Here is a 22,810-nt window from a genome sequence, read left to right as displayed (position 1 = left end):
GGGCTCGGCTTCGCCGAGCCAGGGCCGGCCCTTCGCGCCGGTGTCCTGCGCTTCGGGCCGGATTGGTTCGGGGTTCCGCTTCGCTCCACCCCGAACGGCCTGCTCCGCAGGCCCGAGTGACCCCGTTTCACGGGGTCTGGGCGGGTCCGCTTCGCTCCCCCGCCCTGCAGTCCTTCCGGCTCCGCCTCCAGCACCAGCCCGCTCCGCGGGCTCCAGCAACAGGAGCAGGGAACACGCGTCGGCGTCGGGCACGACTCCCCCTACGGTGCAGAGACTCCCCTGACATTGGTTCAATCACACTTCGTCGTAACCGTTAGCAATGAGCATGGCCTTGCCCATAAGTTGGACGACTTCTTCGGAAATACCCCAGCAGTCATAGCGGAGAGAGATGGGAAAGTCTCCATACAGACTGAGGGCAAAATACAGGACCGTGAGTTCCTCACTGTGGTCTCCGAGTGCCCCTGCATCGAGAGCGGCGCGCAGCCTCGGGACCTCGAAGCCGGCCCATACCTCCCCTTCCGTAGCTCCCCCGTCGACGTACTGGCGCAACCTCGGGTCCTCCAGCCACACACCTGTCTGCTCCAGCAGCCAGACAGCCGCATCCAAAGGCCACAGGAAGGCCGTGCCACGCTTCAAAGCCTGAAGAAAATCCGCAGATGACATCTCAGAAAAATCGATCACCCCACGAGGATAGGCAGCAGGTGCACCCTCCACTCAACACAGACGGCCCGGCCACTCGATTCATTTTGGTGGTCGGATACACACAGGAAACGGCCCCACATGCCGCTTTGCCGATCCTGCCAGGGGTGTCGCGGATCAGTGAAGCTGTGCAATGCCCAACCAACCTGCGCAACCAGGCCCCGAGCCAAGAAACCTACAGGTCAGACGGCTAGCCCACCCCGAACTCCGCGCAGATTCAATGAACCACCAAGCCCCCGCCCCACTCAGCCAACCTGCACAACCGCAGATCAGAAGACTGACGACTGCTCAGTTTCACTGACCGGCGACACCAGCCCCTGAAACGGAACCTGCGCCTGCGAGCCCCGCCCCGCCAGCGACCGAAGTCCCCGAGCAACGGACCAAATGGACCACCCTGGACCGCAAGGAGGCCCGCCTGCGCCGAGACCAGCTCCGCTCGCTGGCCGCGCTCCGCCGACAGGTCGCCCGTGCCCGCCAGGAGCGAGACGAGATCATCACCGACAACACCCTGATCCGGGTCGCGGTCGACCTCCTGCTGGCCCACGCCGACAGACAGAACGGCAACACCGAGGAACAGCTCCTCAAGTCCGTGACCACCGCAACCAAGCCGGACCTCGACACCACCCACCTCGCCGTCTACACCGCGCTCACCGCCCTTCAGGAATCGGACGACCCCGAAGCGGTCTTCGCGCACTGCAACCTCATGAACAACGCGCTGCTCCAGATCAAGAGCGAGGCTTCCCACCGCGCCGCCGCCAGGTAGGGAAGCCCAAGCGCCATCCACTCGGTCCCGGACGAGCACAACCAGGTACTCAACGGAACACGACGTCGACGGACTCAACGCACGGGGATGCTCCTCAAGCTCGCTGACTCCCTCAGCTTGTGCTTTATGGTCTGACCTCGAACGATGGCCCGAACGTGATCGCTCATACGTGGATTCTGGGGACCTGAACACGGCCTTCGCCTGATCCTGTGCTCCGACGAAAGAGGCACTTGACCAGCAAGAAGGCCGTGGGGGAATGAGTCTGCTGCATCACGATGCCGGGCGGGCCGCCCGCGCTGTGGCGTCGCACTTCCGAGATGACTTCTACGCGTGCCTGCGCGCGTATGGCGACGAACTGTTCGAGCTAACGGACGCCCTGCTGTGTGCGGACGGGCCGGTGAGGACGCCGGTGGATCTGACACTGCTGCCCGAGCATCGTCGAGGGCACGGCGCGTTATACGCGGCGTTGAACGAAGGCCGTATCGACGTCGGCCGGCTGCGGCGGATGCTTGCCACATTGCCGCAGCCACAGGCCGCCGACCACCGACTCGTCTTGGCCGTGGACGTGACCAACTGGCTGCGACCCGACGCCGAGTGCAGCCCGGATCGCCTGTTCTGCCACACCTTCGGCCGAGGCCGGGACCAGCACCTGATGATTCCCGGCTGGCCGTACTCGTTCGTCGCCGCCCTCGAATCAGGCCGCACCTCCTGGTGCCAGCTGCTGGACGCAGTCCGGCTAGGACCCGAGGACGACGTCGCCGAGGTCACCGGCGTCCAAGTCCGCCGCGTGGTCGAAGACCTCATCGCCGGCGGTCGGTGGCGCGAGGGCGATCCGGACATCCTCGTCGTCTTCGACGCCGGCTACGACGCTCCGCACATGGCCCACCTTCTCGACGGGTTGCCCGTCGAGATCCTGGGCCGGATGCGCTCGGACCGCGTCATGCGCCGGCCCACACCCACACAGCTGGAATACGCCAACGCCTATCCCCGAGGAGGGCGGCCGCCGAAGCACGGCAAGGAGTTCCGCTTCGCCATACCCGAGACCTGGGGCGAGCCCGATGCGGCGACCGTCCAGGTCACCGACCGCTACGGCACCGCACAAGCGATGGCCTGGGATCGTCTCCACCCGAGGCTCACCACCCGCTCCGCCTGGATCGACCACGACCGCGAACTGCCGATCATCGAGGGAACGCTGATCCGCCTGCAGGTCGACCGCCTACCCGGCGGCGGTGACCCGCTTCCGCTCTGGCTGTGGTCCTCTGCCACCGGAATGACCGGCACTGATGTCGATCTGCGCTGGCAGGCGTTCCTCCGGAGATTCGACCTGGAACACACGTTCCGGATGATCAAGCAGACGCTCGGCTGGACCCGCCCGAAGCTCCGTACCCCGGAAGCGACAGACCGCTGGACGTGGCTGATCGTCGTAGCGCACACTCAGCTCCGTCTTGCCCGGCCACTCGCGGAGGACGTCCGCCGCCCCTGGGAGAGACCGGTGGAACCGAACAAGCTCACCCCGGCCCGGGTCCGCCGGGGGTTCAGAAACCTCCGCCCCCACCTGCCCTGTCCGGCCCCTGCACCCAAACCCACCCGGCCCGGCCCCGGCGGACCCCTCGGCTCGAAAAACCAGCGACCCGCCACCCGCTACGACGTGGGCAAAACGGTCAAGCGACCCGAGAGCATCATCGAACGGAACCGGGCCAGACCCTGACGAGGCCATGGGAGGCCGCTTGTTTCAACCTCGGTGGTCACGTCGCGGTGGGGACGTAGGGCGCTGCTGCGACCTGGGCCATCGTCCGAAGATTCGCAAAGTAGGAGGCGCAGTACTCCTCGTTGATCAGAGGAACGATCTTGTCGAGGTCGGCGATGCAGCCCCAGAGGTAGGCGATGCCACTGCCGTCGAGCCCGCCCTTCAGCTCCCTCTGCACGAGGCCGGCGACGTCGGCGTCCAGGAGGACCAGGTCCACGCCATCGAAGTCCACGCCGCGGAAGCCGTCGGGGAACAATGCGCGCAGGTGGTCCTCCCACAGCCGGGCGAGTCCGTCTTCGGGCTGTGCTCCGCCCACGTCGGGGGCTGTCGTCTCTGCCGCGGACGGTGGGCAAAGGAGCAGGGAGACGGCATCGAAGACGGCACGCAGCATTGCGACGGCCCGGATCGGGCGGAGGGCGGCACTTGACTCGGCGCCCTGCGTGAGGTTGTCGCGGAGCAGTCGGCTGCGGTCGAGTTCGATGGCGAGCTCGGCCGTGATGAGCCCGGCGTCGGTGGCCCGCTCGATGAGGACGTGGAGCGGTTCGTTCGTGGCTAGACGCTCAGCGAGGACGTGCTCTAGGGCGAACAGGGAATGTGTGACGGCGACGGTGGCGAACTCGTACCGGTAGTAGGAGTGCCGAATGAGCTCGCGGGAAGTTTCCAACGCGCTCATGACGTACATCGACGCGCCGCCGGGCAGAACCAGGTCGGCAACCAGAGCGTGCATCTCCGCATAGTCGAGAACGAGGTCGCGGGCGCGCGGGTCTCGTACCGGCAGGAGGAGCGGGCCGGGCGGCGGTGGCAGGGTATTCACCGGTGCAGTCTTGTCGCCGGAGGTTGTCGGTGCCATCGGATTTGCTCGGGGCGGTTGGTAACCCGCGGCCACATCTCGCCAGCGGGTCCGACCTTAAAGAACAAGCTCAGTGCCTGTTTCCAATCTCGGACCCAATGAGAGGCGGGGCTCACCTGGTGCTTAAGGTGCGGGCATGGCTGTCCCCGAGATCATCCCTATTGCCCATGAGCCGGACTATCGAACGAGCACCATCGGCCGGTTCAGCGGCGGCCAGTTTCTGGCTTCGGTCACCTATGCCTTCCCAGATGGGTTCGCGATGGGGGACGGCTGGGAGGAGCAGAAGCGGCTCTTCGCAGTGCTCCACAAGTTCGACCACGACGGGCACCATCAGGTGTCTGACATCTGGTGCGCCGGTACTTGGGCAGAGCAGATGAAGCGTCCGCGTGACGAGCGTTCTGTAGTTGCCCGCGCAGAAGCCCGACTGGCCGCCGGCCTCGCCAGCCTCGCAGAGCATGAGTACTGCGACATCGCGATCCGGCCGTTCCAGCTCACCGTTGATGGTGTTGTCTTCGGCCTGATCACGGAGTGCCATGCCGAGGACGGGGACGGCGAGGACGACTGGGCTGAGCTCAATCCCGATGGCTTGGGGTTCTCGGCTCCGTGGAACGGTGAGTACGACACCTGACAGACGGAGCGGTTAGTGCCTATCGCAATCGGATCGGTAGCGGCTGGGGTGTGTCAGTGACGTGGGGTAGCTTCGTCGGCACCGAAGGACGAGGGACATGACATGCAGGTTGCTGGTGCCGAGGTCTTCTCTTGCGCCGTGTGCAGCGCCCGGCTGTCCGCGCCGGTGCGCGAGGTCCACCCGCCGGCAGAGGGCGAGGCATGGACACCGCTCGACTCTCCTGTCGAGCCCTGCCCGCCCAGGATGGCGGCAGGCACTTTCGCCCGTGACCCGCAGCCTGGACGCATCACCTGGGGCTCGCTGCCCAAGGGCTTCGGAATGTCCCGGGCGGGGCACGGGCCAGGGGTGGACCTGCTGTTGAGCCCAGACGACCTGGTCGGTACCACGAAGATCCTCAGCCGCTGGGGCGGCTGCTGCGGGCCGGGCGGGCACCAAGGACCGAATCTGGCCTGCGCGGAGTGTGGGGCGGAGGTCGGGCTGTGGATAGGTGATTGCTACACCTGGCTGGAGGTCGTCCTCAACGGGCGTCTGGTCAGCCGTTCCCCGTCGGCTTGAGTGCCTCTTCGTGAGCCCGCCAGGACAAAAGACGTGGTGGTGGGATGCGGTGCTGACGTTGTGCAGGCGGGGTCCGAGGGCTTGAGGTCGGCAGCCTCCACCACCGCCCGCGACCGCAGCCCCCGGCCGGCGTCGGCGGGCGGGACCAGCCCCGTACCCGCCGCCCACCGCCACGCGGCCACCGGCACCCGCAGCCGACCCGCCGCCGCGTACGCGTCCTAGCTCTCCCGTACCGAACGCCCCATCTGAATCGCACTCCGATCGCACATCAGGCGGCCGACCACCGGGCCGCGCCGGAAACATGGCGAAAGATCCCCATTGCTGTCAATAGACTTGTTTCTGGGGGGAGTTGGGCATACGCCGCATAAGTCGCCTACATGTACGCGAGGGAGAAAATCACCCCTGCGGGGGACCGCGGGCCGGCTTCCCGCCGCCGCGGAACTCCCCGGTTCCCGGGCTGGCGGGCGGCCCGGGAACCCGCAAACAGGGCTAGCGGCGCGGCCGCCCGCCGCGGCCCTGGCGCAGGCGTAAGGCGACCTCCACGGCGTCGGCCACGCTCTGCGCCACGTCCGACCATTCCGGCGCCCATACGGACACCGCAACCTGCGCCGCCGCAACGGCGACCTCTGCGACCACCCGGCCCACCACCCGGCGTCCGGCGGGCCGGCGGCGCCGCGGGGCCGGCTCCTCGGCGGGTCCGGCCGGCTCCCGCCCGGACCCCCCACCCGTCGACTCCCCACCTGCTTGTGACGTGCTCATGCCAGGTAACTCCCTTGCGCGAAAATGCGGATCACGCCTCCGGCCGGAGACGTGATCCGCACTGTGGAACAGCGAGGGGTTAGCCCCGCAAGTTCCCACATCACCGCAGGTCAGAACGCCGATACATGGAACCCGCGCACGCGCTACACCACCGCCCCCTTAGCCCCGCAACCCTGCTCCATGCGACCTGCATCACGTCCGCTCCGGCGCCCAAGCCCGTCCCGCAGCGCGTGAGGGCGGTCAGTCGACGGCTGGTGCCGGACCCACCCCGAAACCGGGAACATCCACGGGCGTCACGTCCAGGCGCAGTCGCTTGAAGCGGAGCGGGTGGCGGAACACCCCGCCGCGGTCGATGGCGCGGTCTGCGCTGATCTCGGCGACCAGGTCGGGGCAAACCAGGGTCACGTCCAGGACGTCGCGAGAGCCCCAGGACGCCGCGAACTGGACACCATCCCATGGGTGCCCAGGGCTGGCCGGGGCCAGGCGCTCCGCGACGGGGCGGGCCTGCTCCGGGCGCAGCGTGACCGTACGGCCGACCGTGTGCAGCCGGCCTTCGTGGTCGTAGCGTCCGAGCACGAGGAGCTGCGGGCGGGCGAGGGTCCCCGTGATGGCACCGATGACGGCTTCGGTGGTGTCGCGTCTTTTGATCTTGGTCCAGGCGCGGCGGCCGCCCTGATATGACGCACCCATGGGCTTGGCGACCACGCCTTCGAGACCGGCGACGTCGGTCCAAGACTCGAGCCAGTCCGCCGCCGTCGCCAGGTCCGTGGTCATCGGACACAGCGTCCACGGGGAGGTCAGGGCGCGGGCGGCGAACAGCACTTCCAGGCGTCGCCTGCGCTCTGCGTACGGGAGGGCGGTCAGGTCGGCGCCGTCGGCCTGAAGGACGTCGAAGGCGACGTAGAGGGCCGGCCAGCGGGCCACCAGGGCCGGCGCGCTGCGGGCTCGGGCGGCGGCCCTGCGTTGCAGACCCTCGAAGGACAGGGCGCCGGCCTCCACGTCCCAGGCGAGCACTTCGCCATCGAGGACCAGGCCGGCGGGCAGCTGGTCGGCGGTGGCCACTAGGTCGGGGATCGCGTCCTGGACCAGGGCGCCGCGGCGGGTTTGGAGCAGCACCCGCCCGCCCGGCTCGGAGGGGGTGAAGATGAGCAGCCGGTGGCCGTCGTACTTCAGCTCGTAGGCCAGGCCCGGACCGGTACGGGGCGGGGCCGGGATCGTCTCGGCGGCCTGCGCCAGCATCGGCACGACCGGCGGCCGCAGCACCACGTCCCCGCACCTCCACACCATCCGCCGGCCCCCACTTTCAACCCTGGGGCGCGCCGGGCCGCACGGCCTGGCGGCGGACGCCGTACGGCCGAATGCAGGCGGGTGACTGTCCTGTGACAGCGATTCCTAATGCTGTCTGTCAACCCGCTGAGTGCTTCGCGGGCGGTCAGTCGGGCGACGGAACGAGGGTCGTGGAGACGGACCGCTTGCGAAGCCCTTCTGCCAGATGCGCCATTTCCACGGACGTGCCGACCAGGCCCCCTCCACTCAGCTCGGCGGCCGTCAGCCGGGCCTCGCCCAGTGACAGGTGGCGCATCTCGCGCAGGGCTCGCAACACGGGAACGAGATTGGTCTCAGCTGCCAGGCGAAGCCGAGCAAACCCGTGCTGGGCCAGCAGTGCCTGCCTGATCTCTTCGGGAGCTGGGCCGACCCCCATCTCGCACCACCCGTTGGAGCAGGCTTGGCACCGTCCTTCGATGCCCCAGCGGAGCTGTCCCCGTTCGATGAACTGCCCGACGTCGCGGACCAGCACGCCACCACAGGCTGGGCACGACGAAGTGATCTCCACTCCTTGGGTGGCGGTGATCATTGGTGCGTCTCCCCCGATGTCGATCTACCTGATCCTGCCTCAAGCACTCAAGGCCTGGCGACTGGGTTGCCCGGCATCACAGATCGCAGCACAGACCTCATACCATGACTGGCTCCGGTGGCCCGGCCTCGGAGCACCGTCCATCGCGGAGGAGGGCCCAGAGGACGTTGACGCGGCCGCGTGCGAGGGCCAGGACGGCTTGGGTATGGCGCCTGCCCTCGGCGCGTTTGCGGTCGTAGAACCTGCGGGACTCTTCGGACCGTCGGATGCTGAACAGCGCGGAGGTGTAGAGCACGCGCTGGAGCCAACGGTTGTATCGCTGGGGGCGTCACAGGTTGCCGCTGATCTTGCCGGAGTCGCGTGGGACCGGGGCGACGCCGCCGAAGCCGGCGAGGCGGTCGGGGGTGCCGAAGACGGCCATGTCGCCGCTGGTGGCGCCCAGGAACTCGGCGCCGAGGATGATGCCGAGGCCGGGCATGCTGGTGATCACTTCAAAGTGCTGGTGGTCGCGAAACCGGGCCTCGATGAGCTTGTCGAGCTCGGCAACCTGCTCATTGAGGAGCATCACCTCCTTCGCGAGCGTGTGGACCATCTGGGCGATCACGGGACAGTGACCGGGTGGCGCGGTGCGGGCGATCACTTGGCCAGAAAATCGAACATGCGCTCTACTGGGAATATCGGCTTCCGCACCGCCCCAGGAGCACCCCGTGACCACCCCCGCGCCCGCGCCCGGCAGACCCCAGCCTGTCACCTGGGCGCCCAGCCAGACCGGACCCTGCTCGCGCTGCCACGCTCCCACCTGCCGTTACGGGGTAGGCGCCTCCCCCTTGTGCCCTGCATGCAGGCAAGCGCGGGCGGCGCAGTACGGGACGTAGCGATGTCCGCACCACCCCCGGCCGACAGCCCGCGGCTGGACCTCCTGCGCTTCCTCGAACGCGTCCAGCTTCAAGATCTCCAGCGCACCCGCGACTGGATAGCCGCCGAGGAGAAGCACGCGGTGCTGGAGGCTGCGCGAAGGCCTGCGCCGCCGCCTCCGGAGTGGCTGATCGAGTACGGGATCGGCACGGGCCGGCCGGCTGCGCGGGTGCACGCCGGCAGCTGCTGGGACACCCGCCGCCGCTGAAGCCCGCCACCGCCGAACTCGCCCGGCGCGCCCTCGCCGAGGGCGTACAGGCCTGCCCGGCCTGCCGCCCCGACACCATCCTGGGAGCGCTGGAATGACCGGCCACCCCCACCGTGAAGGAATGAGCCCTGCCGTGCGCGTGGTCGTCTACCCGCCCGACGCCCAAGGCGGACGCCGCGTCCGCTGCGACGGCGAGATCCTCGGCCGCGCCCTCGGCCCCGCCGACCTCCTGGAGTTCCTGCGCCGGGCCGGCCTCGACCCCGACGACGCCCGCCTGGACGACGCGTTGCTGATCGAGTGGTGCGGCGGCGGGCCGGCTGTGTGGAGTCCCGACTCCGGCGAGCAGTGAGCGCAGCAGTGCGGGCCGCCACCCGGCGAGAGATGACGACACACACTGCTGCTCCGGGTCAGACGGTGGGTGAGGCGGTGTAGTCGTGGCGGCCGTAGCCGCGGCCGTCGCCGTGCCAGTCCAGGAACAGCACCGTATCGGCCAGGGCTCGGGGGCCAGCCCCGTGGCTGATCGTCGGGGTTCGGTAGTGGCCGTTGTAGTTGCCGCTCGAGGTGCTGTCCTCCAACCGGTCCTCGATCGCGGTGAAGTCGCGCTCGATCACCACGGGGTCGGTGCCCTGGCGGAACTGCTTGATCTGCAAGCGCAGCTTGGCCCCGTCGAAGATCGTCGAGTCATCCGCCTCGCGAAACGCGGTGCCGTCCCACTTCGCCTCGGCGTACGCGTACACGGTGCACCCGCAGCGGGCCGCGCACGCTTGACCGTGATCTTCCAATTGTCCGGCCACGGCCCGTCATAGCTGCTGTCATCAATGTCCTGCGTACTGGACGCGCACCGGTAGGCCGGCGCTCCCGTCGCGGTGGGAGCGGCCGGTGCCACCACCGCCACCACGGCCAGCGCGGCCACCGCCACGCGCTTGATGATGTTCATGCCCGCTCAATGCCGCTACCACCGGGGGCGACACGGCCAGGGCTCGAAACCGCCCCCGAAGAGGAACCCCGGCTTCGGGGAACATCGGTACAGCCGTTGGCGCTGAGAACGATCAAGGTTGGCTAGCGGCCGAAGAGCAACTTTGATCACGGCCCGCGACGAGGGACCCCCGCCCCTTGTGGGCGGGTAGTGGAAGTCCCCGAGGCAGCGGAACCCGTCGCACGTGACTGATGGGCAGACACTCCGACCACAGCAGCTGGTCCTGATACTCCGTGCGGGTGGTCTCCGGCGTTCAACGGCTCAGCTATGTGACCTGCGGGGGTAGGGCGACAGGGCCCGACCGTGCCACCTCCTCCCAGGGGGCACGTGCCAAAACGACGTAAGGAACACTCGTGACCGAAGATCTCGGCGTCGGCACCTCCTCTGTCGGAAAGTTCAGCGCCGCCGCTACCAGCACCTTGGGTGGCGTGACCGACTCCGTGGGCAGCCTTGTCGGCAGCATCATCAAGGCCGGCCCGGGCGGGACGATCACGCAGGACATGGTCGACCACGCGAACAAGATCAAGCCCGCCGTGGACAAGGCCAACGGCTGACCTCACAGCCCCCGTGTCCGGCCTCGGGAAGCATCGGTACAGCGGTTACCGGTGAGAACGATCATGGTCCGGTCGGCGCGAGGGTGTTGACCCGGTTCTCGTACTCGCGGCGGGCCTTGCGCTGAGCCGGGAGCGCCGGGGCGCCCTCGCGGCCGTCGAGCGGTTGGCAGCGGGCGAGGAGCCGGTGGTGCACGGCCGGGACGGCGGTGACGCCCAGGGTGTAGCCCTGGCCTCGCCGTACGGTCACCCCCTGGTCGAGCGCCGCCCGCTCGGCGGGCTCCAGCTCGGCGGTGCGGAGGAAGTCGGCGACCTTGCCCGGCATGTCGAGCGTGACCGGCAGCTCCGGGGCGGGCGCGTCCTCCCTGAAGGGGATGTGGTCGGGCAGGAGGCCGGCGACGGCGGTGCGGAACGCCGCGGCTGACGCCGTGGTCGCGGGCGGGGGCGGCGATGGAGCGGCCTAGGTGCGCGCCCGAATCCGCCGGAAGGCTGGCCGACCCCTTTGGCGGGACCGCAAAATTGCCCCAGCTCCCACGTACCGCCCGTCCGGGCCTGTGCGCATGCTGGGAGTCGGCGCGGCCGCGGCGCCACCTGTGCGGTGTGCTCCTACCTCATCGCGACCCCCATTTGCCGTACCGAGCCGAGTCGACGACCTGCCGTGCCTCCTTTCAGACCAGGGCCTACCGGCCTTCTGCTGCACGGCGGCAGTCCCCTAATGCGCCCCTCTCGTGCGCCCGGCCGGATGGTGGGATGCAGTGATCGTTTCGCCGGTGAACGCCGAGGGCTGTCCGGGTGAGGGCCGCTCCCGGTCTGTTCCGTAATGAGGGGTGCCCGGTACTCCATGGTCACCGCAGGAAGCAGTCCTGCCAGAGGAGGTCGGGAGATCGCTCATGCCAGAGCCTTACAGCAAGTTCGGTGACATTCTCATCGGCAGTATCAACTGCCTGCCGAGGGACTCAAAGAAGCCGCCCTTCAACGCACCCACCACCATCGTGCACAAGTGGGCCTTCGAGCCCGTGCGCAAAGGCAAGCGGAAGGAACAGCTGCCCGGCTTCGACCCCGTAGCCACCCGCGCTGACATCGAGAAGACCATGAAGCTTGAGGACGCCTACACCAGGCTGGCCGCGGAGACCAAGGGCCACTGGGCTGGCAAGGACTTCGACAAGAGCAACGTCGGCGAGGTCAACAACTCCATGCAGGACAAGCCGGCCGGCTTGAGTGCTATGGAGATCATCCAGCTACCCATGCTCTTCGACGAGGACATGATCGCGGCTGGCGTTATGGCCGCGGACGCGCAACGCAAGCAGCCCATGGCGTTCGTGGGGGATCTGGTGGGGGTGGCGCCGCACCTGACGGCGACGCTTCCTGAGGAGGGCGCGAAGACCATTGAGTACAGCGAGACGACGACGATCTCGGTCTCGCAGAGCACCCAGGAAGGCTGGGAAGTCGGCCTCACCGCAGAAGCCGGCGTGAACTTCAAGGGCGCAGAGGTCAAGCGGTCCCTGTCGGTCAAGTGGGCCAAGACCACGACGAACACCACCGAGGTCACCAAGACCCACACGGAGACCAGCGGCATCACCATCCCGAAGAACGAATGGGCCAGGATGGACGTCAGGCTGTGCGCCGGCGTCTACGAGGGCTGGCTCGCCTTCCACAACTCCCGCACCGGCAAGATCGAGATGTACCCCGTCCGGGGCATCGTTCACGTCCCCGGCTTCGTCTCACCCGTCGCCGTCTACCGGATGAGCGCCCCCTCCAACGCCTTCTCGGAGATCGAGCGCGCTCTGATCAGCGAGTACAGCCGGGTGGGCACCGCACTGGAGCAGGCCGCTGTGGACGTGAACAGCGACGGCCAGTACAGCGCCCTGGCCGTGGAACACGCGCGCCTCGAGGCAGCGGTCGGTGCCATGTTCCCCGCCTGAGCGAAGAGTTCAGCGCAGCCGTCTACGTCGAGACGGCCAGGGGTAGCGCAGTACACCGCCTCACTCCTGCACGGCGCCGTCGTCGTCCTCGTCCAGCTCGATCGCGTCCGGGTCGCGCAGCGGGCGCAGGACGCCGGCGGCCGGGACGCTGCCGGTGAAGCTGTAGCGTCCCAGCAAGTTCAGATTGCGGTGCTTGAGCGGGGAGAGCCGGGCGGCATCCTCGTCACAGATCTCGTGGCCCTCGGTGCGGAGCTAGGGCGTGTCTCCTTGGTGCTGGCCGGTGGCAGATCACCTCTCCGGTGAATACCGGCCCCGTTTGGGCCAACACGGCGACGTGTTCGATCCGACCTCGGTCACGGCCGAGTACTAAGGAACCTGCGCTGCTGACGCCCGTGTAGTTGCCCTCGGGTGGCCACGCAGAGGCCGGGAGCTCTGACCAACCAATCCGACCGAAGGAGCACAGTTCATGGCACAGGACTTCACCCTGAATCAGCTGATGGATCTCCTCCCCGAAGACCTCAAGAGCTGGTTGCAGAATCAGCCGCCGGAGGTTCAGAAGAAGGCTATCGAGAAGTGCCAAACCAAGGGCCTTCTGAACCCCGGTGATGCCATCCCCAGGGATGTGTCCGTGAGCTCCGCAACCGGCAGCAACTTCATGAACTCGGTGGAGAAGGGCGTCAGTAAAAACGTTGACGCGCAGAAAACCGCCACAGAGGTCGTGCGAGGCATGCAAAGCCAGACAGGCTCGTAGGCCAAGGTTCTGCTCCTTAGCATTGCCTCTTCTGTCAAGGTCGAATCCAAATCAGAATGCTGGCGAGGTGGAGCTCGGCTCCTACGCGGCCTCCAAGGCCGCCGCCTGGGCGCTGAGCGACGCGACCCGTGAGGAGCTGGCACCGCGCCGGATCACCGTCTCGGCGCTGCACGTCGGCTACATGGACACCGACATGGCCGCCGGCGTGCCCGCCGATCAGAAGGTCGCCGCCGCCGACGTCGCGGCCCAGGCCCTGGACGGCATCGAGGCCGGCCTGCCCGAGATCCTCGCCGACGAGACCAGCCGGTACGTCAAGCAGAGCCTGTCCGCGGCACCCCAGCCGACCGCGGGCTGACGCTCCCCCCTCCACCCCGGCGCGACCGCCTTCCCACCCCTCAGGCAAGGACATCTCATGCGTTACACGGCCGTCGGTCACAGGACCGGACTGCGCGTGTCCGAGTACGCGCTCAGCACCGCGAACTTCGGCACCGGCTGGGGGCAGGCGCCGAGCCCGACGAGGCCCGCCGGATCTTCGACCGGTTCGCCGAGGCCGGCGGCACCTTCCTCGACAGCGCCGACGGCTACCAGTTCGGCGAGTCGGAGGAGCTGACCGGCAAGCTGGTCTCCGCCGACCGCGAGCACTTCGTCCTGGCCACCAAGTTCGCCCTCGGCGCCGCCCCCCGGCCGGACATCTCCCAGACCGGCAACACCGCAAGATCATGGTCGCCTCCGTCGACATCGACCTGCTACGGCCACGCTGGTCCCGATCATCGGCCCGCGCAACCTCTCCCAGCTCGACAGCTACCTCGCAGCCCTCGACGTCCAGCTCACCGACGAGCAGTACGCGCGCCTCGACAAGGTCAGCGCCATGCCGCTCGGCGTACCGCACGAGGGCGTCGCGGGCTCGCTGGGACACCTCCAGGGCGGTGACGCGAGCAGCGTCATCGCCCCGGTCGTGCCGGTGGCCTGAGCCCGGAAACGCGGCCGACGCAGAGCTCTCCGCGCAGGCACTGGCCACTGCCGTGCCGACGCGGAGCGCGCGGACTAGAAGAACACCACACACCGTCTCGTAACGAACAAACTCCGCACGGACAGAACACTCGCAGTTCAGGTACAGGAACCGGAGCTGGTACAGCCCGCGGCGGACGTTCGCGTTGTTGGTCTCCACGGCGATGTTCGTGCCGACCAGCAGCTTGCTCGCAGTGGCCTTGAGGCGCCCGTCGTCCTTCAGGTCGGCCGGCTGCGCCGCCTTGGCCTTGGTCTGGAGGGTCTTCATGTCGGAGACGGTGTCCAGCCAGTTCAGGTTGTGCGCGCGCCGCTCCCCGCCGAGCTGGCCGCAGACCGCTCGCTGCTTGACGCCCCAAGCGCTCGCGGGGCCGTCGACGACCGGCATGTAGTCGATCGACTGTACCTGCTCGTCGGTGACCTTCATGCTCGTGCAGTCGACCGTGTGCGGGCTGACGAGCTTCTTCAGCTCGGCGATGCTGCCAGCGCTCGGCAAACCCAGGCTGCCGGTGGACGGCTGGCCCGGCTTCGCGGCTCCCTCGGTGGAGGGGTCGCGGACCGCCCCGCGGTGGGGACTGCCCTGGCCGTCGGGGCTGTTGACGTAGTCGGTGAGGAAGCACCCCTCGACCAGGGCCTTCTCCTTCTTGAACCCCTCCGGCACGAAGACGTCGGGGTTGCAGCTCAGGATGCGCAGGTCAGAGTTGGGCGGGTCGACCAGGGACACGGCGGTGGCGGTCTTGAGCGCGGTCAGGGCGAAGGTCTTGCCCACGACCGTGCGGCTGGCGAGGTCGGTGTTGTCCCGGCCCTCGGCGACCAGCTTCGCGGCGTTGTCCTTGGCGGCCTGCTGGAAGGCCTTCATGTCCGGGGTCAGGAAGAGGACGATCTCGCCCCGCGCCTTCTTGTCCGTGCAGACGCCGCGCTCCGTGATGCCCCAGTCCCCGGCGCCGATGAACCCGCTCCCGATTTCGCAGCGGCCATCAACTACGCCCACGCCCCGTTGTGATCCCGCCGAGGGTCGATAAGGACCGGATCTTCGACTCCACCAGTTGGCGCGGCATCGCGCTGTTGTGACCCCTCAGAGGGCGATGAGGACTGCGACGAGTGCGGCGCCGGAGCGTCCAGCCCGTAGTTGTGACCCCCCGTAGGGGCGATGAGGGCCTCCAGGCACTGGATCAGCGCCAACGGGCTACCGTCGTTGTGATCCCTCGGAGGCTCGGCGGGGACTCCTCCGGTCCGGACGCCGCGTTTCATCCATCACTCTCGCAAGGGACCCGGTGGGGCCCTGAGTCCCGCGCGCCGCTGTTCCGCTCGCTACGGCGCGGTGGTGCCGCGGTGCTCGGTGAGTTCGAGGTCGATGAAGGCCCCGACCATGGCCCGCCAGACGGCGTCCGCGACCTCGGGGGCCAGCCCCGCGGTCTCGGCCCTGGCCCGGGCCGCCGCGATCACCCGCTCCGCCCGGTCGGGGGCGCGTACGGCCCGTTCGTCGGCCTTGAAGCCCGCCGCCGCCCGCACCAGCCGTTGGCGCTGGGCGAGGAGGTCGACCAGCTCCACGTCGAGCGCGTCGATCAGGGAGCGGATCTCGGTCAGGGACTGGGGGCTGTTGCTCGGCATGGGCGCCATCATTTGATGCGGTGGTCCTCGCAGCAGCCGTCCTTGACCATTTGCTCGGTGACCGCCGCCCAGCCGCCCGCAGGCGCCGCCAGGGCGGCCATCCGGCCCGTCCGCGGACCGCCAAAGGCCCCTTCCAGCGCGGCCCGTTCGTGTAGGACCCCGCCCCGCACGACACCGGCCGTACGGATGAGGGAGGCGAAGTCCTCGAAGGGGTCGCCGTCGACCAGGGTGAGGTCCGCCAGCTTCCCCCGCTCCACCGTGCCCAGGTGCCGGTCCGCCCCGAAGACCCGGGCGGGCGTCAGGGTGGCCGTGGTCAGCACCTCGGCCGGCGAGAGCCCGTACCGGTGCAGGGCGCGCATGGCCATGTGCAGGTGCAGTCCGACCGGGGACAGTGGCGCGTCGGTGCCCAGTACCAGCCTGCCGCCGCCGCGCGCCACCCGTCGGTAGGCGTCGACCTCGCGTTCCAGTACGGCCAGTTCACCGTCCGTCGGCGGCCGGGACGCCAGCCCCTGGACGACGGAGACGTCCCAGGGCGGCATCATCGCCGTCACCCGCGGGTCCTGCGCCACCTCCGGGTGCGCGCCGATCAGCGCCATCGCGGTGAACGGGGTGGCGATTAGGTCGAAGCGGCCTCGGTTGTAGATCTCCAGGGTGTCCTGGTGGGTGTGGCCCTCGGCGCTCGCTCCGTGCCCGTACTCGGCGCGGTCGGTCGACAGCAGGTGCGTGGTGAGGTCCATCCCGGACTGGATCCCGGCGGCGCACAGGTGCGTACCGCTCAGCACGCCCAGCCGCTGGTGCGCGTGGCGGGCGGCCGCGGCCATCTGCCGGTAGGGGGCGCGCACGTACGTCTTGACGAAGTCCCAGTCCAGCGCGTCCGCGCGGGCCAGGGAGCGGGCGAAGCCCTCGTCGGTGCGGTGCGCGCGGCCCATGCTGTAGCCCACGCGCGAGCCGTCGAGCAGTTCCCCCGTGGCCAGCAGCCGGGGCGCTGCCAGCAAACCCGCGGCGATGTCCTCGCGCAGCCGCGCCTGTTCGTAGGCGAAGCCGCCGAGGGAGACGGCCGTGGTGATGCCGTACGCGAGCTGGAGGGCGCCCTGGCGGGCGCCGTAGGTGTACTGCCAGGGGTGCACGTGCGAGTCCCACAGGCCGGGCAGGACCGTACGCGCGGAGGCGTCCACGGTACGGACGGCGGCGCGACCCGGACGGTGCGGTTCGACGGCGGTGATCCGGCCGCCGCTGATGAGGACGTCCACGTCGGCGCGCGGCGCGGATCCGGTGCCGTCCCACAACAGTCCGGCGTGCACGACCGTGTCGACGGGGGTGGGACGGCGGTAGGTCAGCGACACCGGCACGGTGCGCGGGGCTCCGGCGGGCGCACCCGCGGCGTCGACGCCGAGCAGCCGCAGCCGGCCGCTGGACTGGTAGAGCAGCGTCCGGGAGTCCCCCGACCAGGACGGGTGGTCGGCCGGTTCCTCCGTCAGGAGGCGGGCCTCGCCCGCCGGGGCGCCGTCGGGGCCCACCGGAAGCAGCCACAGCGCGGACTCGCTGACGCAGGCCAGCGCCCGTCCGTCCGGTGACCATACGGGCCCCGAGGCGTACCGGTCGGACAGGGACACGTGCGGGGCCAGGCCGTACAGGCGGGCCGCGCCGGTGTGCGTGTCGACGACACGGATGAGGTTGTGGCCCTCACGGAAGCGGAAGTTGAGCCGGTTGCGGTCGCAGAGGGCGAGGTAGCGGCCGTCGGGTGACCAGCTCGGCCGGCCCGGGAGCCCGCCGCCGCCCAGCGGGGCGGCCAGCACCCGCTCGGCGCCGGTTGACAGCTCCCGCACCAGCAGGTTGCCCGCCATATCCAGGCAGGCCAGCCGGGTCCCGTCCGGCGAGGGCACCCCGTGGACGCGGCCGCCGGGGGCGAGGACGCTCTCCGCTCCCCCGTCGAGCTCGCGGCGGCGCACCGCACCCAGCCCGTCCCGGTCGTCGGTCCAGATCAGCGCGCGGCCGTCGGGGGACCACACCGGGCCCTGGACGTAGGCGGTGGGAGGGCTCTGCAGGATCTTGCGCGGGGAGCCGCCGGAGACGCCCACCACCCACAGCGCGTTCAGCGCGGCGAAGGCGATGCCGAGCCCGTCCGGGGACAGGCTCGGCTGGTGGATGCCGCGCACCGGGCGGGAGGACTCGGCCTCCAGCGCGTACTCCTTGACCGTGTAGCGGGGCCGGCGGACCCGGAGGGTGGCGTCGAGGGCGATCTCGCGCCCCCGGTCGTCGCGGTGCGGGCGGATCACCCGAAAGCGGCCGCCGACGGTCAGCAGCAGTTGCTCGTCGTCGATCCAGCGAGGCGGGGCGGGCGCGAGTTCGGCGTCCAGCGCCACCTGCCGGCCGTCCACGAACAGGGCCATCGCCTCGGTCTTCGGCGGCCCGGGCGTGCTCCGCAGCCACGCGGTGCGCCCCGCTGGGGAGACGGCGGGCGTCAGCAGGTTGCCCTCGGCGGTGGTGTGCTCGACGCGCGCCGCGCTCCCGTCGGCCGCGGCGGACACGAGCGTACGGGCCGTCAGCGCGGGCGCGATCCAGCCCGCGCGGACGAACAGCAGCCGGGAGCCGTCGGCGGACCAGGCCGGGTCGAAGTCCTCCCACGGGCGGTCCTGTCCGGGCCCGTCTTGGCCGGGGCGGCCGGTTATCTGTGTCAGGGCGCCGTCGCGCACGGACACCGTCCAGATGCGGTACGGGGTGCCGGCGACGGGGTCACCGCCGCGCTCGGAGCAGAAGGCGAGGGTGCGGCCGTCCGGCGACCAGGCGGGCGCGCGGTCGTCCCAGGCGCCGTCGGTGAGCCTGCGCAGACCGGAACCGTCCGCCCGCATCAGCCAGATGTGGAAGGCCCCGTCCCGGTAGGCGCTCATGGCGACCTGGCGGCCGTCGGGCGAGAAGACCGGCCGGTTCGGCTCCAGATCCGGCGGGGTGAGCGCGGTGGCGGCAGAGCCGTCCCGGGGCACCGCCCACAGGACGCCCTGCACCTCGGCGACGATCCGATCCCCGCCGGCGGTCGCGGTGGCGGCGCCGTTGGTGGCGTCCGTGAAGCGCAGGGACACCTGCTCGCCGGCTTCCGCGGCGGCCGGGGCCGGCGGTACGGGATCGGGCGACGGCGCATCGGCCCGGGCGGGCGGGGCGGCGAATCCGTCGAGGAGCAGCGCTCCGGTCAGAGCCGTTCCTGAGGCCGCCGTGAGTACGCTTCTGCGGGGAACCGGTGACACGTTCTCTCAACTCTCCTTGTGCGAAGGGGACGTACGGCGCGGTGAGGCCGGCATCCCGAAGTGGGCGGCGAGCGCCGCGAGCACCGCGACGGCCCCGCACAGCAGCCAGACGGCGTCGCCCATCAAGGCCCACGCGGCGACCCCGGCGGCGGGACCCACGGCGGAGCCGACGCCGAACATCGCCTGCGAGGCGCCGAGGTACTGGCTGCGATCCTCCGGAGCCGCGGCCAGCGCGGGGTAGGCGGTCATCGTCGGGGAGCCGATGATCTCGCCGACGGACCACACCACGGTGGCGAGCACCAGTCCGGCGAGGCCCAGCGGCAGGGCGTAGACCGTCAGGCCCGCGCCGACGGCCAGAATCCCGGCGATGCTCGTCACCCGGGCGGGCCAGCGCTGCACCTGCCGGGTGACCAGCAGCTCGCAGAGGATGACGATGGCCCCGTTGACCGCGACGAGCACGCCGTAGACGAAGACGTCGAAGCCGTGGGCGCGCACGGCGAGCGGCAGCGTCGACAGGTACTGGGTGTAGACGGCGGAGAAGCCCAAGATGGCCAGCAGGAACAGGACGAAACCCCGGTCGCGCAGCACGGCCCGGTAGCCGGTGGGGCCGGTCCCCCGCGGCCGCGCCGACGGGGCGGCCGTACCGCGCGGGGGCCGGTCGCGCGGGAGCAGCCGCTGCCCGAGCACGGCGACGCCCAGGGCCGCTGCCGCCTCCGCCCAGAAGAGCAGGGCGTACGAGTGGGCGACGAGCAGCGCCCCGATCAGCGGGGCGGCGGTGGTGCCGACGTTGGTGGCGAGCCGGTACATGGCGAAGACCATCACGCGGCGCTGCTCGCTGGTCAGGCGGCTGACCAGCTCCGCGGAGGCGGGCCGGTAGACCTGGCTCGCCGCGCCGGTGCCCGCGGCGAGCAGCAGCAGTACCGGGTAGGAGTGGGCATACAGCAGGGCCGCGGTGAGGACGGCGTTGACGGTCATCGAGGAGACGATCGAGGCCCGGACGCCGATCCGGGTGACGAGCCAGCCGCCCAGGAGGATCCCGGCGACCGCGCCGGCGCCGTGTGCGGCGAGGGCGAAGCCCGCCCGCACCACGGGGAAGCCGCCCGCCACCATGTAGAGCACCAGGAACACCTGGAGGAAGCCGCCCAGGCGGTTCACCATGATCCCGGCGATCACCGCCTTGACGGGCAGGGGGGCTTCGCGCCAGGTGCGCGCGATGCCCACCGCTTCCATCCCGGCGGCGTTCCGCGTGCCCTCGTCCACGCTCATCGCGCTGCGGTGACCGGGGCAGCCGCTTCGAGGCGTACGGCGTCCTCGGCCGCGTCCAGGGCCGCCCGGCAGGCGTTCGCCGTGTCGGCGGCGGCCACCAGCATGGCGTAGCGGCCGGTGTGCGAGGCGGGCGGGAGTTCCAGGATGTGACCGGGCCGGGCGACGACCCGGGCGATCTCGATGGCGGCGGGGAGCCGGTCCCGGTCGATGGTGACCCGGCCCACGACGGTCTCCACCTCGGGGTAGAGGAAGCGGACGGCGGCTGCGCCGTGCCGGGCGGCGCCCTCTTCGGGGTGCTTGCCCAGGGCCAGGGAGGCGGCGGCGAGGCCGGCGTTCCATCCGGTGGCCAGCAGGCCGAGGTAGGAGATGAAGTCGCCGCCGCTGCGCGCGTTGACCTCGACCAGGGCCGGGCCGCGGGCGGTGAGGCGCCATTCCGAGTGCGTCCAGCCGCGGGTGATGCCGACGGCGGCGTGCACGGTGGTCAGTACCCTCAGCAGTTCGGGGTCGGCGAGCAGCGGGTCGGCGGCGTCGACGCCATGGCCCACCTCTTCGAAGTTGGGGGGCGGGCTCAGCTCCTTGCGGGCCACGAAGAGCGGCGTGACCTCACCGTCCCAGATCAGGGCGTCGACGCTGATCTCGGGGCCGTCGAGGTACTCCTCCACGAGGACGGGCTGCTCGAAGCGCTCGCGTACCTCAACCATGGTGGTCCCGCGGATGCCGGGGAAGATCGCGGCGAGTTCCTCGGGCGTGCGGGCCATGCGGGTGCCCGTGCTGCCGACCAGCGCGCGTGGCTTGACCACGACGGGGTAGCCCGTCCGAGCGGCCGCCGCGTACGCCTCGTCCAGCGTGGACACGGCGGTGGAGCGGGCCTGGGGGCCGCCGGCCGCGGCCACCGCGAGACGGGTCAGGTGCTTGTCGCGACAGGTCAGTACCGCCTCCGGGGTGAGCCCGGGCAGACCGAGGGCTCGGGCCACCCGGGCAGCCGGCAGGATGCGCGTCTCGTCCCAGCACAGGATCGCGTCCGCGCCGACGGGACCGGCGTGGCGGGTCATGCCCTCGGCGTCCAGGGTGTCGACGAGGGTGTGCCCGGTGATGAACGGGGCCTCCCAGCCGGGCTCCCGGTCGGAGAACAGCCAGATCCGGTGCTCGTGCGCCACGGATTCCAGCAGGTGGCCGCGGGTCTCCTGGTCCATGGGACTGATCAGGATCAGCAGCGGACGGACATCGGGGCCGGGGGCGTCCGACGAGGGTGGGAACGGCAACGAGGAGGGCATCGGGTCACCTTTCGGTTCGGGAACGGCTGCGTGCCGCGGGCCGTGCGACGGCCGGTCGTCGCGGAGCGCAAGGCGCGCGGAGGAATGGCTACGGGTACGGGGGCGCCGGGTCAGGGCGCGAACTTGGCCGAGACCTCGGCCCAGCGGCCGGTCAGGGCGGTGGCCGCGCCGGAGTCGACGGCCTCGGCGGCCCGTTCCAGCTGGTCCCCGATCCGCTCGGTGAAGGGGAGAGCGGCCACCCGCGGGTCCTCCACGGCGGCCAGCGCGGTGAGGGCGGCAGCCGCGGAGAGCAAGACGGCGTCCCGTACCGGGCTCCGCCGCCCGGCGAAGAGCGCGCGGGACACCCGGGCGTTGTGGGCGGTGTCGGCCCCGCGCAGGGCCTCGGCCGGGGCCGGGGCGATGCCCACGTCGCGAGGGTCGAAGGCTTCGGCCCGCACCTCGCCGCCGTACACGCTCCACACCCGGGAGGTCGTGGTGACCGTGAGTTCGTCGAGACCGTCGTCGCCGTGGAAGACGAGTGCGGATCCGCCGCCGTGCGCGAGGACCTCGGCGAGCAGCGGGGCCCGGTCGGGGAAAGCCGTACCGACCGCGAGGGCCGCGGGGCGAGCCGGGTTGGTCAGCGGGCCCAGCAGGTTGAGGACGGTGGGGATGCCCAGTTCCCGGCGGGCCGGGGCGGCGTGGCGCAGGGCCGGGTGGAACCGCTGGGCGAAGCAGAAGGTGATGCCGGTCTCGGCGGCGGTCCGGGCCACGTCCTCGGGCCGCAGGTCGAGCCGGACGCCCAGCGCCTCCAGGACGTCGGCGGACCCGCAGGACGAGGAGGCGGCCCGGTTGCCGTGCTGGACGACGCGCGCCCCGGCCGCGGCGGCCACGACGGCGGCCATGGTGGAGATGTTGACCGTACGGGCGCGGTCGCCGCCGGTGCCGACGACGTCGACGGTGGGGCCCGGCACGTCCAGGGGCACGGCGTGGGCGCGCATCGCGTCGACGAAGCCGCGCACCTCGGTGGCCGTCTCCCCCTTGGCCCGCAGCGCGACGAGGAGCGCGGCCAGTTGGGCGGAGGTCGCCCCGCCGGTCATCACCTGTTCCATGGCCCAGGAGGTTTCGGCCGCCGCCAGGTCCTGCCCGTCCAGCAGGGAATCGAGCAGGTCCGGCCAGGTCGTCGTCAGTTCGCGGGCTGTCACAGAACACAGTCTGCGAATCCAGGTGACACCACGCCAGACCAGTTGACCGGCTCCG

22 protein-coding genes and 4 pseudogenes are annotated in these 22,810 nt (G+C 70.4%); 12 read left to right on the top strand and 14 right to left on the bottom strand.

Annotation, left to right across the window (positions count from 1 at the left end):
• Positions 1 to 294: 294 nt before the first annotated feature.
• Entirely contained in the window at positions 295 to 681 is a 387-nt protein-coding gene (locus AB0D45_RS10875) for a hypothetical protein (RefSeq protein ID WP_362457049.1), read from the bottom strand.
• Positions 682 to 1,288: 607 nt separating this feature from the next.
• Here AB0D45_RS10875 and AB0D45_RS10870 point away from each other — a divergent pair.
• Both AB0D45_RS10870 and AB0D45_RS10865 read left to right on the top strand, forming a co-directional pair.
• Positions 1,289 to 1,462 carry a hypothetical protein gene (locus tag AB0D45_RS10870; RefSeq protein WP_362457046.1) on the top strand — a complete coding sequence of 58 codons (174 nt, stop codon included), beginning with the start codon at positions 1,289 to 1,291 and terminating at the stop codon, positions 1,460 to 1,462.
• Between the two features lie 256 nt (positions 1,463 to 1,718).
• Positions 1,719 to 3,170, top strand: a complete 1,452-nt coding sequence (locus AB0D45_RS10865; RefSeq protein ID WP_362457044.1) for an NF041680 family putative transposase — start codon at positions 1,719 to 1,721, stop codon at positions 3,168 to 3,170.
• A 37-nt stretch (positions 3,171 to 3,207) separates the two neighbouring features.
• Here the strand turns inward: AB0D45_RS10865 and AB0D45_RS10860 are convergent, their stop codons facing one another.
• Entirely contained in the window at positions 3,208 to 4,059 is an 852-nt protein-coding gene (locus tag AB0D45_RS10860) for a hypothetical protein (protein WP_362457041.1), read from the bottom strand.
• Positions 4,060 to 4,195: 136 nt separating this feature from the next.
• Between AB0D45_RS10860 and AB0D45_RS10855 the strand changes: the two genes are divergently transcribed.
• Complete coding sequence (locus AB0D45_RS10855) at positions 4,196 to 4,687, top strand: hypothetical protein (RefSeq protein WP_362457038.1); 492 nt, start codon at positions 4,196 to 4,198, stop codon at positions 4,685 to 4,687.
• A 636-nt stretch (positions 4,688 to 5,323) separates the two neighbouring features.
• Complete coding sequence (locus tag AB0D45_RS10850) at positions 5,324 to 5,464, top strand: hypothetical protein (protein ID WP_362457035.1); 141 nt, start codon at positions 5,324 to 5,326, stop codon at positions 5,462 to 5,464.
• A 267-nt stretch (positions 5,465 to 5,731) separates the two neighbouring features.
• Here the strand turns inward: AB0D45_RS10850 and AB0D45_RS10845 are convergent, their stop codons facing one another.
• The 4 genes and pseudogenes from AB0D45_RS10845 to AB0D45_RS10830 form a co-directional block, all read right to left on the bottom strand.
• Positions 5,732 to 6,001 carry a hypothetical protein gene (locus AB0D45_RS10845; protein ID WP_362457032.1) on the bottom strand — a complete coding sequence of 90 codons (270 nt, stop codon included), beginning with the start codon at positions 5,999 to 6,001 and terminating at the stop codon, positions 5,732 to 5,734.
• A 240-nt stretch (positions 6,002 to 6,241) separates the two neighbouring features.
• Entirely contained in the window at positions 6,242 to 7,267 is a 1,026-nt protein-coding gene (locus tag AB0D45_RS10840; protein ID WP_362457029.1) for an ATP-dependent DNA ligase, read from the bottom strand.
• A gap of 166 nt (positions 7,268 to 7,433) precedes the next feature.
• Positions 7,434 to 7,856, bottom strand: coding sequence for a hypothetical protein (locus tag AB0D45_RS10835; protein ID WP_362457028.1), 423 nt, complete (start codon positions 7,854 to 7,856; stop codon positions 7,434 to 7,436).
• Between the two features lie 97 nt (positions 7,857 to 7,953).
• A pseudogene (locus AB0D45_RS10830) lies at positions 7,954 to 8,460 on the bottom strand (transposase); the annotation flags it as partial.
• 273 nt (positions 8,461 to 8,733) lie between these two features.
• Between AB0D45_RS10830 and AB0D45_RS10825 the strand changes: the two are divergent.
• On the top strand, positions 8,734 to 8,979 hold the full coding sequence (locus AB0D45_RS10825; protein ID WP_362457025.1) for a hypothetical protein: 246 nt from the start codon (positions 8,734 to 8,736) through the stop codon (positions 8,977 to 8,979).
• A 121-nt stretch (positions 8,980 to 9,100) separates the two neighbouring features.
• A complete protein-coding gene (locus AB0D45_RS10820; RefSeq protein ID WP_362457023.1) occupies positions 9,101 to 9,328 on the top strand; it encodes a hypothetical protein in 228 nt (75 codons plus the stop codon).
• 58 nt (positions 9,329 to 9,386) lie between these two features.
• Here AB0D45_RS10820 and AB0D45_RS10815 read toward each other — a convergent pair whose 3' ends face one another.
• On the bottom strand, positions 9,387 to 9,716 hold the full coding sequence (locus tag AB0D45_RS10815; protein ID WP_362457020.1) for a hypothetical protein: 330 nt from the start codon (positions 9,714 to 9,716) through the stop codon (positions 9,387 to 9,389).
• A gap of 592 nt (positions 9,717 to 10,308) precedes the next feature.
• Between AB0D45_RS10815 and AB0D45_RS10810 the strand changes: the two genes are divergently transcribed.
• Positions 10,309 to 10,509: a hypothetical protein gene (locus tag AB0D45_RS10810; RefSeq protein ID WP_362457018.1), complete on the top strand. Its 201-nt coding sequence runs from the start codon at positions 10,309 to 10,311 to the stop codon at positions 10,507 to 10,509.
• 61 nt (positions 10,510 to 10,570) lie between these two features.
• Here AB0D45_RS10810 and AB0D45_RS10805 read toward each other — a convergent pair whose 3' ends face one another.
• Entirely contained in the window at positions 10,571 to 10,831 is a 261-nt protein-coding gene (locus AB0D45_RS10805) for a hypothetical protein (RefSeq protein WP_362457015.1), read from the bottom strand.
• Between the two features lie 565 nt (positions 10,832 to 11,396).
• Here AB0D45_RS10805 and AB0D45_RS10800 point away from each other — a divergent pair.
• On the top strand, positions 11,397 to 12,428 hold the full coding sequence (locus AB0D45_RS10800; protein ID WP_362457012.1) for an ETX/MTX2 family pore-forming toxin: 1,032 nt from the start codon (positions 11,397 to 11,399) through the stop codon (positions 12,426 to 12,428).
• A gap of 60 nt (positions 12,429 to 12,488) precedes the next feature.
• Here the strand turns inward: AB0D45_RS10800 and AB0D45_RS10795 are convergent.
• Positions 12,489 to 12,680 (bottom strand): annotated as a pseudogene (locus AB0D45_RS10795) (hypothetical protein); the annotation flags it as partial.
• Positions 12,681 to 12,894: 214 nt separating this feature from the next.
• On the opposite strand from AB0D45_RS10795, the gene AB0D45_RS10790 reads away from it, so the two are divergent.
• From AB0D45_RS10790 to AB0D45_RS10775, 4 genes and pseudogenes are all read left to right on the top strand, one after another.
• On the top strand, positions 12,895 to 13,179 hold the full coding sequence (locus AB0D45_RS10790) for a hypothetical protein (RefSeq protein WP_362457009.1): 285 nt from the start codon (positions 12,895 to 12,897) through the stop codon (positions 13,177 to 13,179).
• 73 nt (positions 13,180 to 13,252) lie between these two features.
• Positions 13,253 to 13,534, top strand: a pseudogene (locus tag AB0D45_RS10785) (SDR family NAD(P)-dependent oxidoreductase); the annotation flags it as partial.
• Positions 13,531 to 13,797: pseudogene (locus AB0D45_RS10780) on the top strand (aldo/keto reductase); the annotation flags it as partial. The pseudogenes AB0D45_RS10785 and AB0D45_RS10780, both read left to right, overlap by 4 nt.
• A gap of 803 nt (positions 13,798 to 14,600) precedes the next feature.
• Positions 14,601 to 14,789 (top strand): hypothetical protein, encoded by a 189-nt coding sequence (locus AB0D45_RS10775; protein ID WP_362457006.1) that lies wholly within the window; start codon positions 14,601 to 14,603, stop codon positions 14,787 to 14,789.
• A 706-nt stretch (positions 14,790 to 15,495) separates the two neighbouring features.
• On the opposite strand, the gene AB0D45_RS10770 is transcribed toward AB0D45_RS10775, so the two are convergent.
• The 5 genes from AB0D45_RS10770 to trpD all read right to left on the bottom strand — a co-directional run bounded on the left by AB0D45_RS10770 (position 15,496) and on the right by trpD (position 22,755).
• Positions 15,496 to 15,795 (bottom strand): chorismate mutase, encoded by a 300-nt coding sequence (locus AB0D45_RS10770; protein ID WP_362457003.1) that lies wholly within the window; start codon positions 15,793 to 15,795, stop codon positions 15,496 to 15,498.
• A gap of 8 nt (positions 15,796 to 15,803) precedes the next feature.
• The gene (locus AB0D45_RS10765) at positions 15,804 to 19,034 is read right to left on the bottom strand and encodes an amidohydrolase family protein (protein ID WP_362457001.1); all 3,231 of its coding nucleotides are present in this window, start codon (positions 19,032 to 19,034) and stop codon (positions 15,804 to 15,806) included.
• Positions 19,035 to 19,040: 6 nt separating this feature from the next.
• Positions 19,041 to 20,300, bottom strand: coding sequence for an MFS transporter (locus tag AB0D45_RS10760; RefSeq protein WP_362456998.1), 1,260 nt, complete (start codon positions 20,298 to 20,300; stop codon positions 19,041 to 19,043).
• Positions 20,297 to 21,493 (bottom strand): ATP-grasp domain-containing protein, encoded by a 1,197-nt coding sequence (locus tag AB0D45_RS10755; protein WP_362456996.1) that lies wholly within the window; start codon positions 21,491 to 21,493, stop codon positions 20,297 to 20,299. Before AB0D45_RS10755 ends, AB0D45_RS10760 begins: the two co-directional genes overlap by 4 nt.
• Before the next feature lie 191 nt (positions 21,494 to 21,684).
• Positions 21,685 to 22,755, bottom strand: coding sequence for an anthranilate phosphoribosyltransferase (gene trpD, locus AB0D45_RS10750; RefSeq protein WP_362456993.1), 1,071 nt, complete (start codon positions 22,753 to 22,755; stop codon positions 21,685 to 21,687).
• Positions 22,756 to 22,810 lie beyond the last annotated feature (55 nt).

This window comes from Streptomyces sp. NPDC048352 (assembly GCF_040651895.1).
Lineage (GTDB): Bacteria > Actinomycetota > Actinomycetes > Streptomycetales > Streptomycetaceae > Streptomyces.
This window is presented reverse-complemented; position numbering and strand designations above follow the sequence as displayed.

Excerpts from the sequence above, each read along its gene's own strand:
- AB0D45_RS10805 (WP_362457015.1), bottom strand. The coding sequence starts at position 10,831 with ATGCCGGGCAAGGTCGCCGACTTCCTCCGCACCGCCGAGCTGGAGCCC.
- AB0D45_RS10770 (WP_362457003.1), bottom strand. The coding sequence starts at position 15,795 with ATGCCGAGCAACAGCCCCCAGTCCCTGACCGAGATCCGCTCCCTGATC.
- AB0D45_RS10755 (WP_362456996.1), bottom strand. The coding sequence starts at position 21,493 with ATGGACCAGGAGACCCGCGGCCACCTGCTGGAATCCGTGGCGCACGAG.
- AB0D45_RS10760 (WP_362456998.1), bottom strand. The coding sequence starts at position 20,300 with ATGAGCGTGGACGAGGGCACGCGGAACGCCGCCGGGATGGAAGCGGTG.
- AB0D45_RS10845 (WP_362457032.1), bottom strand. The coding sequence starts at position 6,001 with ATGAGCACGTCACAAGCAGGTGGGGAGTCGACGGGTGGGGGGTCCGGG.
- AB0D45_RS10865 (WP_362457044.1), top strand. The coding sequence starts at position 1,719 with ATGAGTCTGCTGCATCACGATGCCGGGCGGGCCGCCCGCGCTGTGGCG.
- AB0D45_RS10855 (WP_362457038.1), top strand. The coding sequence starts at position 4,196 with ATGGCTGTCCCCGAGATCATCCCTATTGCCCATGAGCCGGACTATCGA.
- AB0D45_RS10790 (WP_362457009.1), top strand. The coding sequence starts at position 12,895 with ATGGCACAGGACTTCACCCTGAATCAGCTGATGGATCTCCTCCCCGAA.
- AB0D45_RS10860 (WP_362457041.1), bottom strand. The coding sequence starts at position 4,059 with ATGGCACCGACAACCTCCGGCGACAAGACTGCACCGGTGAATACCCTG.
- AB0D45_RS10800 (WP_362457012.1), top strand. The coding sequence starts at position 11,397 with ATGCCAGAGCCTTACAGCAAGTTCGGTGACATTCTCATCGGCAGTATC.
- AB0D45_RS10820 (WP_362457023.1), top strand. The coding sequence starts at position 9,101 with ATGAGCCCTGCCGTGCGCGTGGTCGTCTACCCGCCCGACGCCCAAGGC.
- AB0D45_RS10825 (WP_362457025.1), top strand. The coding sequence starts at position 8,734 with ATGTCCGCACCACCCCCGGCCGACAGCCCGCGGCTGGACCTCCTGCGC.
- AB0D45_RS10835 (WP_362457028.1), bottom strand. The coding sequence starts at position 7,856 with ATGATCACCGCCACCCAAGGAGTGGAGATCACTTCGTCGTGCCCAGCC.